Raw genomic sequence first — 16,100 nt, 5'->3', positions numbered from 1 at the left:
CACATTCTAGTTTGCTTTGGCCCTGCGCCCACTCCCGCTGCCCATGTCGCTTCCCCTGCGTTCCCTGGCTACCGCCCTGGTCGCCGGCCTTGCCCTCGCCGTTCATGCCACGGAGCCCAAGGGGGCAGCGGACCAGGCGGCCGAAACTTCCTCCCTGACGCCCCAGATCCTCTACCAGTTCCTGCTGGCGGAGATTGCTGGCGGTCGGGGTCAGTTGGGATTCGCGGCCGGCGCCTACGTGGATCTGGCCAGGAGCACCCGGGACTTCCGCATTGCCCGCCGCGCCACCGAGATTGCCTTCCACGCCCGGCAACTGGAGCCGGCTCTGGAGGCGGCCCGCATCTGGAACGAAGGCGAGCCGGAATCCGAGGCCGCGCGCCAGGCCCTGTGGACCCTGCTGGCCGCTACCAACCACACGGATGAACTGGCTGGGCTGCTGATCCAGAACCTGGCCAGGGCCGGGTCGAACATCGGTCCCCAGTTGCTGCAATTGCACCGCATTCTGGCCAACCAGCAGGACCGCCAGGCGGTGTTGCGGGTGGTGGACCACGTTACCCTGCCCTACCTGACTCTGCCCGAGGCCCATTTCGCTCGGGCCCAGGCGGCCCAGCGGGCCAAGGAGAGTCTGCGCGCCCTGGCCGAGATCGACCAGGCGCTGCAACTCAAGTCCGACTGGGAACCGGCCATCCTGTTCAAGGTCCAGTTGCTGCTGGAGACTCCTGATCGGGCGGTGGAGGCTCTGCAAGGCTTCATCAGCCGCAATCCCCAGTCCGGGGAGGCCAAACTGGCCCTGGCCCGGGTATTGGTGGATGCCAAGCGCTACGACGAATCCCGTCAGGCCTTCACTGCCCTGCTGGAGGGCCAGAAGGACAACCCCGAGCTGATCTACGCCGTGGGACTGCTGTCCATGCAGCTGGGGGACATCACCCTGGCGGAAAGTCAGCTGCGCCGCCTGCTGGAACTGGGTCAGGGAGATCAGGACGGGGCGCACTTCTACCTGGGCCAGATCGCCGAGGAAGGTCGTCGCTGGAGCGAGGCCGTAGACCTCTACGATCAGGTCACTCCCATCAGCTCCCGTTTCGCTCAGGCTCGGGGCCGTGCGGCCGGCCTTCTGGCGCGCCAGGGCCGGATCGAGGAGGCCCGTGCCCAGTTGCGTCAGGGCGCGGAAAACAGTCCCAAGGACCGGATCGTCCTGGTCGTGGCGGAGTCCAAGCTTCTGGCCGAGGCCCAGCGATTCCAGGACGCCATCAATGTGCTCGACGTCGCCCTGGCCGCCAGTCCCGAGGACCCGACCCTGCTCTACGAATCCGCCATGATGTCGGATCGCCTGAGCCAGTACGCCGTGTTGGAAGCCAGGCTGCGCAAGCTGATCAAGCTGCAACCCGAACATGCCCACGCCCACAACGCCCTGGGCTACTCCCTGGCGGACCGCAACCTGCGCCTGGACGAGGCCCAGAAGCTGATCGAGAAGGCCCTCTCCCTGGCCCCCGAGGACCCCTTCATCCTGGACAGCATGGGCTGGCTGATGTTCCGCCGGGGCAAGGCCGCCCAGGCCGAGGAATATCTGCGCCGCGCCATGACCCTGAGCCCCGATCCGGAAATCGCCGCCCACCTGGGCGAGGTGCTGTGGGTACTGAACCGTCGCGAGGAAGCGCGCAAGACCTGGGACGAGGCCATCCATGCCCATCCCGACAACAAGGCGCTGGCCGCCACCCTGAAGCGATTCTCGCGCTGATGGATATCCGGCGTCGGCTCCTGTTGCTGCCGCTGGCACTGTTGCTCTCCGCCTGCGCCGGTCTGCCGGCGCCGCCGCGACCGGATCGAGCCGCCATCGACAGCTTCAATCTGGAAGGCCGACTTTCGGTGCGGCAGGGTGAACGCCCCTACCATGCCAACGTCAGCTGGCGCCACGAACCGGCCCGGGACGAGATCCTGCTGACCGGCCCTCTGGGCCAGGGGATCGCGGAGCTGACTCGGGACGCACGGGGTGCCCGTCTCCTCACCGCAGAACGCAAGGAATACCTCGCTCCCGACTGGGCCGCCCTGGCCCAGGAGGTGCTGGGCCTGACCCTGCCCTTGAACGAGCTACCGCGCTGGCTCGCCGGCGGGGTCGAGGCCCGCAGCCGGGACAACTATCAGAGGCCGCGCCGGGCCCTGGCCGACGGCTGGCAGATTGATTATCTGGACTACGAATCCGACCGGGAAGATGCCCTGCCCAGCCTGATGGAAATGAGCCGGGACGACATCGGCCTGCGCCTGAAAATCGACCAATGGCAGATACCCTGAACTGGAACAGCCCCTGGCCGGCGCCGGCCAAGATCAACCTGTTTCTCCATGTGCTGGGCCGACGGCCCGACGGCTATCACCTGCTGCAAACCGTCTTCCTGTTCCTCGATCAGGCTGACCTGTTGCATTTTTTTTCCCGCCAGGACAGCCGCATCGAACTGGCCACCCCCCTGCCGGGCGTGCCCGCGGAACAGGATCTGACGGTGCGAGCGGCTCGCGCCCTGGCTGCCGCCACGGGCTGCCGCCAGGGCGCCACCATCGCCGTGGACAAGCGCCTGCCCATGGGCGGCGGCCTGGGGGGCGGCAGTTCCGACGCCGCCACGACCCTGCTGGCTCTGAACCATCTCTGGGGCTGCGGCCTGTCCCGGGCGCGCCTGGAGGAAATCGGCCTCACCCTGGGGGCCGACGTGCCCATCTTCATTCACGGCCACAGCGCCTTCGCCGAGGGCGTGGGGGAGCAGTTCACCGACGTGATGCCGCCGGAAAGTCACTATCTGGTGCTGGTGCCCCCGGTGGCGGTGCCCACCGCCAACATCTTCCGCGATCCGGCCCTGCGCCGGGACACCCCGGCCATCGCTCCCGCTGCCTGGCATAACGGCTTCGGCGGCAACGACCTGGAGGTGGTGGCCTGCCGTCTCTATCCCGAAGTGGCTCGCCATCTGGACTGGCTGCGGCAGTGGGGCACGGCGCGAATGAGCGGATCCGGCGCCTGCTGCTTCGCCTCCTTCGACACGGCCGCCGCCGCCCAGGAAGCCCTGGCTGCCCTGCCGGAGGACATGAAAGGCTTCGTCACTCGGGGAATGCGATTGCACCCCCTGGCGAATTTGACAGTCTGAATAAAAAACCGGACAATGCGCGTCCTTTCGGCGCTGGGCTGATTCAGTAGCGTCGCAATTGGGGAGTCGCCAAGCTGGTTAAGGCACCGGATTTTGATTCCGGCATGCGAAGGTTCGAATCCTTCCTCCCCAGCCAGAACCCCCACCGGGCAGGCCATTTCCATGGTCTGCCCGCTTTGTTTGCAGAGGCTCCCATGGCTTATGACAGCCTGATGGTCTTCACCGGCACCGCCAATCCCAAATTGGCGACGGATGCCGTCAAGCGACTCAACATGTCCCTCGGCCGTGCCCAGGTGGCGCGATTCTCCGATGGCGAGATCAATGTCGAGATTCTGGAGCACGTGCGCGGACGGGATATCTTCATTCTCCAGTCCACCTGCGCCCCCACCAACGACAACCTGATGGAACTGGTGATCCTGGCCGATGCCCTGAAGCGCGCCTCGGCCGCCCGCATCACCGCCGCCATTCCCTACTTCGGCTACGCCCGCCAGGACCGTCGGCCCCGTTCGGCCCGGGTGCCCATCACCGCCAAGGTGGTGGCCAACATGCTCCAGGCCGCCGGCGTGCAGCGAGTGCTGACCGTGGATCTTCACGCCGACCAGATACAGGGCTTCTTCGATATTCCGGTGGATAACATCTACGCCGCCCCCGTGCTGCTGGCCGACATCGCCAAGCAGCGCTACGAGGACCTGTTGGTGGTTTCCCCCGACGTGGGTGGCGTGGTGCGGGCACGGGCCTTCGCCAAGCACCTGGAGTCGGACCTGGCGATCATCGACAAGCGTCGTCCCAAGGCCAATGTCTCCGAGGTGATGAACATCATCGGCGACGTGGAAGGCCGTACCTGCGTGATCATGGACGACATCGTGGATACCGCCGGCACCCTGTGCAAGGCTGCCCAGGCCCTCAAGGAGCATGGTGCCAAGCGGGTCCTGGCCTACTGCACCCACCCGGTGCTGTCGGGCGCGGCCATCGAGAAGATCAAGGATTCCTCCCTGGACGAGCTGGTGGTCACCGACACCATTCCCCTGCGGGCCGATGCCCGGGCCTGTGACCGCATCCGGGTGGTCTCCATCGCCGAACTGATGGCCGAGACCATCATCCGCATCAGCAACGACGAATCGGTTTCCTCCCTGTTCGTCGAATAAGTTCCCGCCTGGACGGTTTTCGTCCAGGCTTTTCAACTCCTGCCTGGTCGCGGGCAGGAATTTTGTCTGGAGTCATCATGCAATTTGAAATCAACGCCAAGAAACGTGATCTGCAGGGATCGAGTGCGAGCCGCCGCCTGCGTCGCGATGGCCGGGTTCCCGGCATCGTCTACGGGGCCCCCGGCGCGCCCCAGTCCATCGACATCGACCATAACGAACTCTTCCAGGCCCTGCGCAAGGAAGCCTTCCATTCCTCCGTCGTCACCCTGAACATCGAGGGCGAAAAGCAGATGGCCCTGCTGCGGGATGTGCAGGCCCACGCCTACAAGGCCATCGTGCTGCACGTGGACTTCCAGCGGGTGGATGCCACCCACAAGGTTCACCAGAAGGTGCCCCTGCATTTCATCAACGCCGACATCGCTCCCGGGGTGAAGACCCAGGGCGGCATGATCTCCCACGTGATGACCGAAGTGGACGTCAAGTGCCTGCCCGGCGACCTGCCCGCCTTCATCGAAGTGGATCTGAAGGATATGTCCTCCGGCCACTCCATCCATGTCTCCCAACTGCCGCTGCCCAAGGGCGTGGAAGTGGTTCATCATGGCGAAGGCGATCCGGTCGTGGCGACCCTGCTGGTCAAGGGTGGCAAGGCCGACGAGGAAGCCGAAGCCCCGGCGGCTGAAGCTGCGGCGGCCCCTGCCGAGAAGAAGTAATGTGACCCAGGCGAGCATTCGTCTCGTCATCGGCCTCGGTAACCCCGGGGCCGAGTACACCGAAACCCGGCACAACGCCGGGTTTTGGTTTTGTGAGCGTCTGGCTCGGGAACTGGGCGTCTCCTTCAGCAAGGAAAGCCGCTTCCAGGGCTGGGCCGCCAATGTCCGGCAGGGCGGCCAGAACCTCTGGCTGCTGATGCCGGCCACCTTCATGAACCGTTCCGGCCAGGCGGTGCGCGCCCTGGCCCAGTTCTACCGCATCCTGCCCAGCGAGATGCTGGTGATCCACGATGAACTGGACCTGCCCCCGGGGCAGATGCGCCTCAAGTTCGGCGGCGGCCTGGGGGGCCACAACGGCCTCAAGGACATCACCAGCCATCTGGGCACCCAGGACTTCTGGCGCCTGCGCCTCGGCATCGGCCACCCCGGAGATCGCAACGAAGTGGTGAATTACGTGCTGAAGCCGGCCCGCCGGGAAGAGCAGGAAGAAATCGACGCCGCCATGGACCGTGCCCTGCTGGCCTGGACCGACATCGCCCGGGGCGAGATGGAAGCGGCAACGCGCAAGATTAATTCAAAGCCGACTCCGGCAAAAAAGGAAAACCCATGAGCCTCAAATGCGGCATCGTCGGCCTGCCCAACGTCGGCAAGTCCACCCTGTTCAACGCCCTGACCAAGGCGGGAATCGAGGCGGCCAACTATCCCTTCTGCACCATCGAGCCCAACGTGGGCATCGTCGAGGTGCCCGACAGCCGGCTCGACGAACTGGCCAAGATCGTCAAGCCCCAGAAGATCCAGTACGCCATCGTCGAGTTCGTGGATATCGCCGGCCTGGTGGCGGGGGCCTCCAAGGGCGAAGGCCTGGGCAACCAGTTCCTCGCCAACATCCGCGAGACCGATGCCGTGGTCCATGTGGTGCGCTGCTTCGCGGACGACAACGTGGTCCATGTGGCCGGCAAGGTGGACCCGATTCATGACATAGAGGTGATCGACACCGAACTGGCCCTGGCCGACCTCTCCACCGTCGAGAAAGCCCTGGCCCGCTACACCAAGCAGGCCAAGTCCGGCGGCGACAAGGAAGCCAAGCTGCTGGTGGCCGTGCTGGAAAAGTGCGCCGCCCAGTTGAACGAAGCCCGGCCCGTGCGCGCCCTGGACCTGTCCAAGGAAGAATGGGCCAACCTCAAGCCCTTCTGTCTGATCACCGCCAAGCCCGTGCTCTACGTGGCCAACGTGATGGAGGGCGGTTTCGAGAACAATCCCCACCTGGACGCCGTGCGTGCCCATGCCGCCGAGGAAAATGCCCTGGTGGTGGCCGTCTGCGCCGCCATCGAGGCCGAGATCGCCGACCTGGAAGACGAGGAAAAGCTGATGTTCCTGGCCGACATGGGCCTGGAGGAACCGGGCCTGAACCGCCTGATCCGCACCGCCTACCGCCTGTTGGGCTTGCAGACCTACTTCACCGCCGGCGTCAAGGAAGTCCGTGCCTGGACCATCCATGCCGGCGACACCGCCCCCCAGGCCGCCGGGGTGATCCACACCGATTTCGAACGGGGCTTCATCCGTGCCCAGACCATCTCCTACGACGACTTCATCGCCTACAAGGGCGAAGCCGGCGCCAAGGAAGCCGGCAAGATGCGCGCCGAGGGCAAGGAGTACGTGGTCAAGGACGGGGATGTGATGAACTTTTTGTTCAACGTCTAGCCCCACTTTTGTCGGTTTCCTGCAAGTAGTAAAGGATCGGCAACATCACCCCTCCCGATGCCGCGCCAGATGGCGCGGGGTCCAGGCCGGGAGCACCTTATGCACGAACTGGTGGCGGGCATAGTGGTAGCTGGGATCGAAGCCGTAGAAGTTGCGCCGCATTTCCTCCAGTTCCTCGGCGCGCCATTGGGCCAGGGGCTTGATGGCCTCGTCGGCGGCGCGGCGGGCAGCCTTGGCTTCCAGCCGGGCCGGCAGGTCCGGCGCGGAGGCCCGGCTGGCCGCTTCCGCTTGCACCTGGGCGCGAAACTCCGCCCGATCCGCTGCCAGGCAGGCGTCGTAAAGCCCTGAGGCCACCGCTTCCCGGGCTGACAGGGGCAGGCGCTGCTGCATCAGACGGCGGGCGCCTTCCACCCCCACCCGGGGGGGCAACAGATAGGTCCAGAATTCCGAACCGTAGAGGTTGCCCATGTTTTTGTAATGGGGGTTGAGCATCACTCCCGAGCGCAGCCAGACCTGGTCGGCGCAACGGGCCAGGAAGCAGCCCCCGGCGCCGGCGTTGCCGGCCAGAGCGGCGATGGTGAGATGGCTCTGGCAGCGCAGAAGGGCCTCGGCCAGATCATCCATGGCATTGATATTGGCCCAGGACTCGTCGGCGGGGCTGGCGTTGGCAGCTTCGATCAGGTTGAGGTGGATGCCGTTGGACCAGTAGTCCTCGCCGCCGGCCAGCACGATCACCCGGGTCGGACGAGTGCAGGCCCAGGTGAAGGCCGCTTGCAGGCGGCGGCACTGGTCCGTGCCCATGGCGCCATTGTAGAACTCGAAATGCAGGGTGCCGACGCCATCGGCTTCCTCATAGCGGATGTCCTGCCAGGTGGCATGGTCGGCGGCCCACCAACCGGACAGGGGTACTTCGGGCAGGGTAGCGGCCTCGGCAGCGAAGGCGACAGTGGCCGGCAACTTGATGCCGCCCTCCCGTTGCCCATGGCCGAGCCACAGGGCGCCGTCCCGGGTGGCGCGGCACAGGGCGGTCTCGCGTCGGGCCAGCAGGGTGCCCGGCTCTCCGTGCAGGCGATCCTCGGGCCAGGCATCGAAAAGCCGACAGGGAATGCCGAACAGCGCGTCGGCCAGACCGGGGAAACCATCGGCGGCGTGGATGCGGGCCAGGATCGTCGTGGTGTCGTCCCGCTGCCAGTCCACGCGCCGGTCTTCCTGTTTCATCAGGGGGCGGAGGCGGCCCTGGCGGGGTGGTTGCGGCGGATGCTCGCCCCGCTCCAGGCAGTCCAGGGCTTCCAGCAGCGCAGCGCAGGCGGCCTCGGTGACTTCTTGGCGATAGAGGCTGGACTTCCTGGCGCGGCGCAGCGGAAAGCCGGCATGGGCCCAGATGGGACCGGCATCCATTTCCGCCTCGGCCTGGAGCAGGGTGACGCCCCAGTGGGCCTCGCCTTCCTGGATCGCCCAGTCCAGGGCCGAGGGTCCCCGGTCGCCGGGAATACCGGGATGGAGCACCAGGCAGGGCAAGCGGGACCAGACGGATTCCGGGATCGCCCGCTTGAGGAAGGGGGCCACGATCAGGTCGGGCCGGAACAGGTCCACCGCCTCCTCGGTCACGGCATCGGCGATGTCCAGTTCCAGGGAAAGCTGATGACCCCGGGCGGAGAGTTCGTCCCAGAGGCGCTGGGTCAGGCTGTTGAAGCTATGGGACAGAAACAGGATGCGCATCGGTCAGTCATCGTCGCGGAAACGGCCGTAGCTGTAGTGGGCGGCGCAGGCCCCTTCGGAACTCACCATGCAGGAACCCACCGGATTCTCCGGGGTGCACACGGTGCCGAACAGCTTGCAGTCCCGGGGCGTCTTGACGCCCCGCAGGATGGCGCCGCACTCGCAGGCCTTGTGATCTGCCACCGGCCGGTAAGTCAGGTCGAAACGCTGTTCGGCGTCGAACCCAGCATAGGCCGGACGCAGCTTCAGGGCCGAATAGGGCACCTCCCCCAGGCCGCGCCAGTCGAAGCTGCGCCGTAGCTCGAAGACTTCGGACACCAGGGCCTGGGCCTTCTTGTTGCCCTCCCGACTGACGGCCCGGGAAAACTCGTTCTCCACTTCGGCGCGGCCCTGATTGACCTGACGCAGCAGCATCAGGATGGCCTGCATCACGTCCAGGGGCTCGAAGCCGGCGATCACCACGGGCTTCCTGTACTCCTCGGCGAAGTGCTCGTAGGGCCGACTGCCGATCACCAGGCTGACGTGGGCCGGGCCGATGAAACCGTCCAGAGGCACGCTGCCATGGCGCCGCACCTCGGGGGACTGGAGGATGTGGGTGATGGCCGAGGGCGTCAGCACATGGTTGCACAACACACTGAAGTTCTTCAGCCCCTCGGTCCGGGCCTGAACCAGGGCCAGAGCCGTGGGCGGGGTGGTGGTCTCGAAGCCGATGGCGAGAAACACCACTTCCCGATCGGGGTGCTGCCGGGCCAGGGCCAGGGCGTCCGTCGTGGAATAGACCATGCGGATATCGCCGCCACGGGCCCGAGCCTTCATCAGGGAGAGGCCCGCGGAAGCCGGCACCCGCAGGGTGTCGCCGTAGCTGCAGAGGATCACGCCCCGCTCCAGGGTCAGGGCGATGGCCATGTCGATGCGGCCGATGGGCAACACGCAGACCGGGCAGCCGGGGCCGTGGATCATCCGCACCGGGGCCGGCAGCAGGTCGGTGACGCCATAGCGGGACAGGGCATGGGTATGGCCGCCGCAGAACTCCATGAAACGATAGGTCCGGGCGGGATTGGCCTCGGCGGCGATGGCCCGGACCAGGCCTCGGGCCAATTCACCGTCGCGGAATTCGTCGATGTATTTCATCGTCGGCAGATTATCACCGGCCCGCCGGGGGCCGCCCCTCTCGTAGAATCCCCCCGATGCTTCCAACCCCGCCCGTCCTGCCCGCCGATTCCCTCGCCCTTGCTCTGCTTCGGGCGGCGGATGCCATCGCGGCCGTGATCGGCGGCCGCAATCTGGACCAAGCTCTTGCGGATACGCCACCCGCCCTGCGCCCCGCGGTGCAGGATATGGCCTATGGCGCCTTGCGCCGCCATGGCCGGGGGGATTTCTTCCTGGCCCGCCTGCTGGACAAGCCCTTGAAGGAGTCCCGGGTCCGCGCCCTGCTGCTGGCCGCCCTGTACCGGATCGAGGCCCGGCCGGAGGACGTGCATACCACGGTGAATCAGGCGGTCAGCGCCGCCGCCCTGCTGGCCCAGGGCCGCTGCAAGGGCTTGGTGAACGGGGTGCTGCGCAACTTCATGCGCCGCCGGGAAGAGTTGAACCAGGCCGCCGACGGGGACGACGTGGCCCGCTGGCAACATCCGCGCTGGTGGATCACCGCCCTGCGGTCCGCCCATCCCCGGGACTGGCAGGAGGTGCTGACGGCCGGCAACGGACATCCACCGATGACCCTGCGGGTCAATCGGCGCCGGGGAGATGGCGCCGCTTACCTGGCCCGGCTGCGGGATGCCGATATCGAAGCCCGCCTCCTGGACGACTGGGCAATTCAGTTGAACCGACCTCAGCCGGTGGACCGGCTGCCGGGTTTCTTCGAGGGCGACGTCTCGGTGCAGGACTGGGGTGCCCAGCGGGCCGCGCCCCTGCTGAACGTTCAGCCGGGCATGCGGGTGCTGGACGCCTGCGCTGCTCCCGGAGGCAAAACTGCTCATCTGCTGGAACTGGCGGATCTGGATCTGCTGGCCCTGGACGCCGATGCCGGCCGGGCCGCCCGGATCGACGACAACCTGAAGCGGCTGGGCCTCGCCGCAAGGGTCCGGGCGGCGGACTGCCGGGCGGTGGATCAATGGTGGGATGGCCGCCCCTTCGAGCGCATCCTGGCCGACGTGCCTTGCTCGGCCGCCGGGGTGGTGCGCCGCCACCCCGACATCAAGTGGCTGCGGCGCCGGGCTGATGTGGCGGGTTTCGCCGCCATCCAGGGGCAAATTCTCGACGCCCTGTGGCGGGTGCTGGCCCCCGGTGGCAGAATGCTGTATTGCACCTGTTCCGTGTTCGAGGAGGAGAACGCGGCCCAGATGCGGGCCTTCACCGATCGCCATGCCGATGCGATCCGGCTGCCAACCGCGGGAAATCAGACGGAATTGCAACTGTTGCCCAACGCCGAACATGACGGCTTCTACTATGCACTGCTGGGCAAGGCTGCTTAAGGCCAGCCTGGCGGTGGCCCTGTGCCTGTACCTGGCCCTGGCCAGCGCCGGCAGCATTGAGCCGGTGAAGGCGGCCCTGGTGCCCACGGAGGAAGGCCACGCCCTTTCCGCCGAATTCGCCATCGACCTGGGCCCAAGGGTGGAAGAGGCGGTGACCCATGGCATCGCCCTGTATTTCAATCTGGAACTGGAGCTGACCCGGCCCCGCAAGTACTGGCTGGACGAGCACATCGCCGGCCATAGCCTGACCTACCGCCTTTCGTACAACCCCCTGATGCGGCAGTACCGGCTATCCACCGGCCCCCTGCAACAGATGAACTTCGCCTCCCTGGAGCAGGCCCTGCGCGCCCTGGGCCGTATCACATCCCTGCCGGTGCTGGAGAAAGGCAGGCTCAAGATCGGGGAGACCTATCTGGCGGCCCTGCGCCTGGCCCTGGACAAGAGCCAGTTGCCCAAACCCTTCCAGCTCGACGCCCTGGCCTACCGGGACTGGCAGGTGGAGGCCAAGGTCCTCAACTGGCAGTTCCAGGCCACAGAGGCCGCCAAGTGAGGGTCCTGGCCATCATCGCGGCGGCAGTGGCGGCGATCCTGCTGTTCCTGCTCAGCTCGGCCAGCGCCAACACCGACCTGTTCGCCCGCCATTACCCGCTGCTGCTGGTAGTCAATGGCGTGGTGGCCCTGGCCCTGGTGGTGCTGGTGGGCGTGCAATTGCGGCAGTTGTGGCGGGAACTGCGGGCCGGGGTCTTCGGCTCCCGGCTCAAGTCCCGGCTGCTGGGCATGCTGGCCTTGATGGCGGTGCTGCCCGGAGTGCTGGTCTATGGCGTGTCCATGCAGTTCGCCGTCACCAGCATCGAGTCCTGGTTCGACGTGCGGGTGGACAGCGCCCTCGAAGGCGGCCTGGATCTGGCCCGTGCGGTGCTGGACACCCAGCAGAGCGAGCTGTTCCAGCGGGGCCGCACCATGGCCCTGGATCTGGCCGACAATCCCGGTCCTCAGCGTCTCAACCGCCTGCGGGAGCAGGCGGGAGTGCGTACCGCCACCCTGATCGGTCCCAATGGCCAGGTCTTGCTGAGCAGCTCCGCCGAGATCGGCAGCCTGCTACCGCCCCTGCCTACCACCGCCCAGTTGCGCCAGGCCCGGGGCAGCCAGGGCCTGGCCTGGCTGGAGGGCGATGCCGAGGGAGGCTTCACTCTCCATGCCCTGGCGCCGGTGGCCAGCCGGAGTTTCGGCGAAGAATCGATGCTGCAACTGACCCAGCCGGTGGCCAAGAGCATCGCCCACAGCGCGGAGAGCGTCGAAGCCGCCTATCGGGATTACCAGGGCCTACAACTGGGCCGGGGCGGGCTGAAACGTATCTACACCCTGACCCTGACCCTGACCCTGCTGCTGGGACTGTTCGCCGCCGTGGCCCTGGCTTTTTTCCTCGCCCGGCGTCTGGCCGAGCCCCTGCTGATCCTGGCGGAAGGCACCCAGGCGGTGGCGGCCGGTGACTTCACGCCCCGGGCCATCCTGACCACGCCGGACGAGCTGGGGGTGCTGACCCAGTCCTTCAACCGCATGACCCAGCAACTCAACGAAGCGCGCCAGGAGACCGAGCGTCACCGGAGTGAGCTGGAATCGGCCCGGACCTATCTGGAAAGCGTGCTGACCAACCTGTCCGCCGGAGTGCTGGCATTCGATTCCCGCTTCCGCCTGCGGGCTGCCAACCGGGGGGCGCTGAACATTCTGGGGGACACCCTGGCCAAGTTCGAGGAGCTGCCCCTGGATCAGTGGCCGCGCCAGCAGACCTTTGCCCAGGCGGTGCTGGCGGGCTTCGATCAGGGTGCCGCCGAATGGCAGCGGCAACTGGAACTGGAAAGCGCCCAGGGAGTGCCCCAGACCCTGCTGGTGCGGGGCTCGATCCTGCCAACCGGCCGTGGCTATGTGGTGGTGTTCGACGACATCAGCCAGCTCATCTCGGCCCAGCGTTCCGCCGCCTGGGGCGAGGTGGCCCGCCGCCTGGCCCACGAGATCAAGAACCCCCTGACGCCGATCCAGCTCTCCGCCGAGCGTCTGCAACGCAAGCTGTCAAGCAAGCTCGAGGGCCCGGAACTGGAAATGTTGGCCCGCTCGACCCGCACCATCGTCAATCAGGTGGAAGCGATGAAAAACATGGTCAATGATTTCCGCGACTATGCCCGGTTGCCGCCACCCGTGCTGGCGGCGGTGGATCTCAATGCCCTGGTGGAGGAAGTGCTGCTGCTCCACGAAAGCGGCCGGATGCGCATCGCCACCCGCCTGGCTGCCGACCTGCCGCCAGTGCTGGCCGATGCCAACCAGTTGCGTCAGGTAATCCACAATCTGTTGGCCAACGCCCAGGATGCCCTGACCGACGTGGCAACACCCCAGACCACCCTGTTTACCCGGCTCGAGGGCAACCGGGTCCTGCTCAGCGTCAGCGACAACGGCCCCGGCTTTCCGCCCCAGACTCTGGCCAGGGCCTTCGAGCCCTATGTGACCAGCAAGGCCAAGGGTACGGGGCTGGGGCTGGCCATAGTGAAAAAAATCGTGGACGAACACCACGGCGAGGTTCGATTGCTCAACCCGGAAGGCGGCGGCGCGGAAGTGGCGCTCAAGCTGCCCCTGGCAGCGTGAAGGAGAAGGAAGTCCATGGCAAAAGTACTGGTGGTTGATGATGAGGTTGGTATCCGTGAGCTGCTCTCGGAAATCCTTCGGGACGAGGGGCACGACGTGCTGCTGGCGGAGAATGCCGCCGCCGCGCGCAGCCATCGGGACAAGCTGCGCCCCGACCTGGTGCTGCTGGATATCTGGATGCCGGACACCGACGGCGTGACCCTGCTCAAGGAATGGGCGGCCAACGGCCAACTGACCATGCCGGTGGTGATGATGTCCGGCCATGCCACCATCGATACCGCCGTGGAGGCCACGCGCATCGGCGCCATGGACTTTCTGGAAAAACCCATTGGCATGCAGAAGCTGCTGGCCTCGGTGGCGGCGGCCCTGGATCATGGTCGTCGTCCCACCTCCCGCAGTCTTTCCCTGAGCGCTTTCACCCGCTCCCCGGCATTGCGGGATGTGAAAAAACGCCTGGACCAGGTGGCGGCGGGCAACCGGGCGGTGCTGTTGCGCTCGGCCCCCGGCGGCTTTGTGGAACTGGTGGCTCGTACCCTCCAGGGCACCAACCGGGCCTGGATCGATCTGGGACACGATAGCCATGCCCTGAGCCAGGACGAACTGGAACAGGCCACGGGAGGCGTGCTGTATGCGGAAGAACTGGCTCGCTTGACCCGGCTGCAGCAAAAGAATCTGCTGTTCGCTATCGAACGTTTGGACAAGCACAATCTGAAACTGGTGGCAGGTACCGAGGCCAGTGCCACCACCCTGGCTGCCCACGGCTGGGACGAGCCTCTGCTCGCCCGCACCTTTCCTGGCCGTCTGGGTCTTCCCGCCCTGGTCGAGGTGCGCGACGACCTGCCCGACATGGCGGCGCACCTGCTGACCCAAATGGTGGAAAACGAGGAGGTGCCCGCTCGCCGCCTGTCGGCCGGCGCCCTCAACAGCCTGCGCCAACACCGCTGGGCCGGGGGCTACGCCGAACTGCGTGCCACCGTCCGCTCCCTGGCCCTGGCTGCTCTGGCGGAGGAGGTGGAAGCGGATGAGGTGATCCAGATGATCGGCCACGACGAGGCCCCGCCGCACCTCAAGGACGGCTTCTTCGCGGAACTGCTGGAACTGCCCCTGCGGGAAGCGCGGGAGATTTTCGAACGCCGTTATTTCGAACATCATCTGGCGCAAGATGGCCCCCAGATGACCCGGCTGGCGGAAAAAACCGGGCTGGAACGCACCCACCTGTATCGCAAGCTGAAGGATCTGGGCCTGCGCTGACAGCCGCCGATGCCGGGGAACGGCAGGGCTGCGGCATAAGCGCGTAAAATCGCCATTTTTATCGATTGACCGCCCCGATCATGGCCCAACCCAAGAACGACACCTTTTTACGCGCCCTGCGGCGCGAAGCCGTGGAATACACCCCGGTCTGGCTGATGCGCCAGGCCGGGCGCTATCTCCCGGAATATTGCGAAACCCGCAAACGGGCCGGCAGCTTCCTGCAATTGTGCAAGTCTCCCAGCATGGCCTGCGAGGTGACCCTCCAGCCCCTGGCTCGATACGATCTGGACGCAGCCATCCTGTTTTCCGACATCCTCACCGTACCCGATGCCATGGGTCTGGGATTGTATTTCTCGGAGGGGGAGGGGCCCCGTTTCGAGCGCCCCCTGCGGGAGGAATGGGCCATCCGCGACCTGGCCCCCCCCGATCCCCACGACCATCTGCGCTATGTAATCGATGCCGTCGCGGAAATCCGCCGCGCCCTGGACAACTCCGTGCCCCTGATCGGTTTCTCCGGCAGTCCCTTCACTCTGGCCTGCTACATGGTCGAGGGGGGCGGCTCATCCGACTTCCGCACGGTCAAGACCATGCTTTACGACCGGCCGGACCTGTTGCACCACATCCTCAAGGTCAACGCCCGGGCAGTGACCGATTACCTCAATGCCCAGATCGAGGCCGGCGCCCAGGCGGTGATGCTGTTCGATACCTGGGGTGGTGCCCTGTCCCATCGGGCCTACCATGAGTTCTCCCTGGCCTATCTGCAAGAGGTGGTGGCCGGCCTGATCAAGACCCGGGACGGCGAGGCCATCCCCTCCATCGTCTTCACCAAGGGCGGTGGCCAGTGGCTGGAATCCATCGCCGCCATCGGCTGCGACGCGGTGGGCCTGGACTGGACTACCGATATCGGCGACGCCCGGCGCCGGGTGGGCAACAAGGTGGCCTTGCAGGGCAACCTGGATCCCTTCAGTCTTTTTGCCTCCCCCACCGCCGTGGCGGCCGAGGCCCGGCGTATCGTGGATGCCTACGGCGGCGGCACCGGCCATGTCTTCAACCTGGGCCATGGCATCAATCAGTTCACTCCGCCGGAGACCGTTTCCGTACTGGTGGATACGGTGCATCAATACAGCCGGCAGATCAACGAAGGCTGAGCGGCTGTCATCAGGGCGCTTCCCGGGCGGGATTTCGCGATGGGAAACCCCGGGGAGTGCTCAAGTAGCGGCTCCCCGTGCAGCTCACCTCGTCAAGGCGCCTCCCACAAGGCAAAGCAAACCCAAAGCGGGCGGTCATTTGACTTATGCACAGAAATGGGGAATTGGAGCCGTTTGTAGTCATAAAAGCCCGCAA

The 16,100-nt window shown here is 66.2% G+C and carries 14 protein-coding genes and 1 tRNA gene; 13 read left to right on the top strand and 2 right to left on the bottom strand.

Features of this window, described 5'->3' with window-relative positions:
- The first annotated feature begins 43 nt into the window (after window positions 1–43).
- From DENOEST_RS17345 to ychF, 8 genes are all read left to right on the top strand, one after another.
- The gene (locus DENOEST_RS17345) at window positions 44–1,735 is read left to right on the top strand and encodes a tetratricopeptide repeat protein (protein ID WP_145769515.1); all 1,692 of its coding nucleotides are present in this window, start codon (window positions 44–46) and stop codon (window positions 1,733–1,735) included.
- The gene (lolB, locus tag DENOEST_RS17340) at window positions 1,735–2,286 is read left to right on the top strand and encodes a lipoprotein insertase outer membrane protein LolB (protein WP_145769514.1); all 552 of its coding nucleotides are present in this window, start codon (window positions 1,735–1,737) and stop codon (window positions 2,284–2,286) included. Before DENOEST_RS17345 ends, lolB begins: the two co-directional genes overlap by 1 nt.
- Window positions 2,271–3,122, top strand: coding sequence for a 4-(cytidine 5'-diphospho)-2-C-methyl-D-erythritol kinase (ispE, locus tag DENOEST_RS17335; protein ID WP_145769513.1), 852 nt, complete (start codon window positions 2,271–2,273; stop codon window positions 3,120–3,122). The genes lolB and ispE overlap by 16 nt, the downstream gene beginning before the upstream one ends.
- Window positions 3,123–3,181: 59 nt before the next feature.
- Window positions 3,182–3,258: transfer RNA gene (locus DENOEST_RS17330), tRNA-Gln, on the top strand.
- 58 nt (window positions 3,259–3,316) lie between these two features.
- Window positions 3,317–4,267: a ribose-phosphate pyrophosphokinase gene (locus tag DENOEST_RS17325; RefSeq protein WP_145769512.1), complete on the top strand. Its 951-nt coding sequence runs from the start codon at window positions 3,317–3,319 to the stop codon at window positions 4,265–4,267.
- 77 nt (window positions 4,268–4,344) lie between these two features.
- Window positions 4,345–4,977, top strand: coding sequence for a 50S ribosomal protein L25/general stress protein Ctc (locus DENOEST_RS17320; protein ID WP_145769511.1), 633 nt, complete (start codon window positions 4,345–4,347; stop codon window positions 4,975–4,977).
- A gap of 1 nt (window position 4,978) precedes the next feature.
- Entirely contained in the window at window positions 4,979–5,587 is a 609-nt protein-coding gene (gene pth / locus DENOEST_RS17315) for an aminoacyl-tRNA hydrolase (protein WP_232096531.1), read from the top strand.
- The gene (gene ychF, locus DENOEST_RS17310; RefSeq protein WP_145769509.1) at window positions 5,584–6,678 is read left to right on the top strand and encodes a redox-regulated ATPase YchF; all 1,095 of its coding nucleotides are present in this window, start codon (window positions 5,584–5,586) and stop codon (window positions 6,676–6,678) included. The genes pth and ychF overlap by 4 nt, the downstream gene beginning before the upstream one ends.
- A 45-nt stretch (window positions 6,679–6,723) precedes the next feature.
- Here ychF and DENOEST_RS17305 read toward each other — a convergent pair whose 3' ends face one another.
- Together DENOEST_RS17305 and hypD are read right to left on the bottom strand one after the other, a co-directional pair.
- Window positions 6,724–8,397: an enoyl-CoA hydratase-related protein gene (locus tag DENOEST_RS17305; RefSeq protein WP_145769508.1), complete on the bottom strand. Its 1,674-nt coding sequence runs from the start codon at window positions 8,395–8,397 to the stop codon at window positions 6,724–6,726.
- A 3-nt stretch (window positions 8,398–8,400) separates the two neighbouring features.
- Window positions 8,401–9,528, bottom strand: coding sequence for a hydrogenase formation protein HypD (gene hypD / locus DENOEST_RS17300; protein WP_145769507.1), 1,128 nt, complete (start codon window positions 9,526–9,528; stop codon window positions 8,401–8,403).
- Window positions 9,529–9,584: 56 nt separating this feature from the next.
- On the opposite strand from hypD, the gene rsmB reads away from it, so the two are divergent.
- The 5 genes from rsmB to hemE all read left to right on the top strand — a co-directional run bounded on the left by rsmB (window position 9,585) and on the right by hemE (window position 15,904).
- A complete protein-coding gene (rsmB, locus tag DENOEST_RS17295) occupies window positions 9,585–10,871 on the top strand; it encodes a 16S rRNA (cytosine(967)-C(5))-methyltransferase RsmB (protein ID WP_145769506.1) in 1,287 nt (428 codons plus the stop codon).
- Window positions 10,831–11,421, top strand: a complete 591-nt coding sequence (locus tag DENOEST_RS17290; RefSeq protein WP_145769505.1) for a DUF4390 domain-containing protein — start codon at window positions 10,831–10,833, stop codon at window positions 11,419–11,421. The genes rsmB and DENOEST_RS17290 overlap by 41 nt, the downstream gene beginning before the upstream one ends.
- Window positions 11,418–13,505, top strand: a complete 2,088-nt coding sequence (locus DENOEST_RS17285) for a sensor histidine kinase (protein ID WP_145769504.1) — start codon at window positions 11,418–11,420, stop codon at window positions 13,503–13,505. Before DENOEST_RS17290 ends, DENOEST_RS17285 begins: the two co-directional genes overlap by 4 nt.
- A gap of 15 nt (window positions 13,506–13,520) precedes the next feature.
- The gene (locus DENOEST_RS17280; protein WP_145769503.1) at window positions 13,521–14,756 is read left to right on the top strand and encodes a sigma-54-dependent transcriptional regulator; all 1,236 of its coding nucleotides are present in this window, start codon (window positions 13,521–13,523) and stop codon (window positions 14,754–14,756) included.
- An 80-nt stretch (window positions 14,757–14,836) separates the two neighbouring features.
- Window positions 14,837–15,904, top strand: coding sequence for a uroporphyrinogen decarboxylase (gene hemE, locus DENOEST_RS17275; RefSeq protein ID WP_145769502.1), 1,068 nt, complete (start codon window positions 14,837–14,839; stop codon window positions 15,902–15,904).
- Window positions 15,905–16,100 lie beyond the last annotated feature (196 nt).

The sequence above is a fragment of the Denitratisoma oestradiolicum genome, from assembly GCF_902813185.1.
Taxonomy (GTDB): Bacteria; Pseudomonadota; Gammaproteobacteria; order Burkholderiales; family Rhodocyclaceae; genus Denitratisoma; species Denitratisoma oestradiolicum.
This window is presented reverse-complemented; position numbering and strand designations above follow the sequence as displayed.

What these genes read in the sequence shown, in the direction of transcription:
- ychF (WP_145769509.1), top strand. Translation starts at nt 5,584, where the DNA reads ATGAGCCTCAAATGCGGCATCGTCGGCCTGCCCAACGTCGGCAAGTCC.
- hypD (WP_145769507.1), bottom strand. Translation starts at nt 9,528, where the DNA reads ATGAAATACATCGACGAATTCCGCGACGGTGAATTGGCCCGAGGCCTG.
- lolB (WP_145769514.1), top strand. Translation starts at nt 1,735, where the DNA reads ATGGATATCCGGCGTCGGCTCCTGTTGCTGCCGCTGGCACTGTTGCTC.
- DENOEST_RS17305 (WP_145769508.1), bottom strand. Translation starts at nt 8,397, where the DNA reads ATGCGCATCCTGTTTCTGTCCCATAGCTTCAACAGCCTGACCCAGCGC.
- DENOEST_RS17325 (WP_145769512.1), top strand. Translation starts at nt 3,317, where the DNA reads ATGGCTTATGACAGCCTGATGGTCTTCACCGGCACCGCCAATCCCAAA.
- DENOEST_RS17290 (WP_145769505.1), top strand. Translation starts at nt 10,831, where the DNA reads ATGACGGCTTCTACTATGCACTGCTGGGCAAGGCTGCTTAAGGCCAGC.
- DENOEST_RS17320 (WP_145769511.1), top strand. Translation starts at nt 4,345, where the DNA reads ATGCAATTTGAAATCAACGCCAAGAAACGTGATCTGCAGGGATCGAGT.
- hemE (WP_145769502.1), top strand. Translation starts at nt 14,837, where the DNA reads ATGGCCCAACCCAAGAACGACACCTTTTTACGCGCCCTGCGGCGCGAA.
- DENOEST_RS17280 (WP_145769503.1), top strand. Translation starts at nt 13,521, where the DNA reads ATGGCAAAAGTACTGGTGGTTGATGATGAGGTTGGTATCCGTGAGCTG.
- rsmB (WP_145769506.1), top strand. Translation starts at nt 9,585, where the DNA reads ATGCTTCCAACCCCGCCCGTCCTGCCCGCCGATTCCCTCGCCCTTGCT.
- DENOEST_RS17345 (WP_145769515.1), top strand. Translation starts at nt 44, where the DNA reads ATGTCGCTTCCCCTGCGTTCCCTGGCTACCGCCCTGGTCGCCGGCCTT.
- ispE (WP_145769513.1), top strand. Translation starts at nt 2,271, where the DNA reads ATGGCAGATACCCTGAACTGGAACAGCCCCTGGCCGGCGCCGGCCAAG.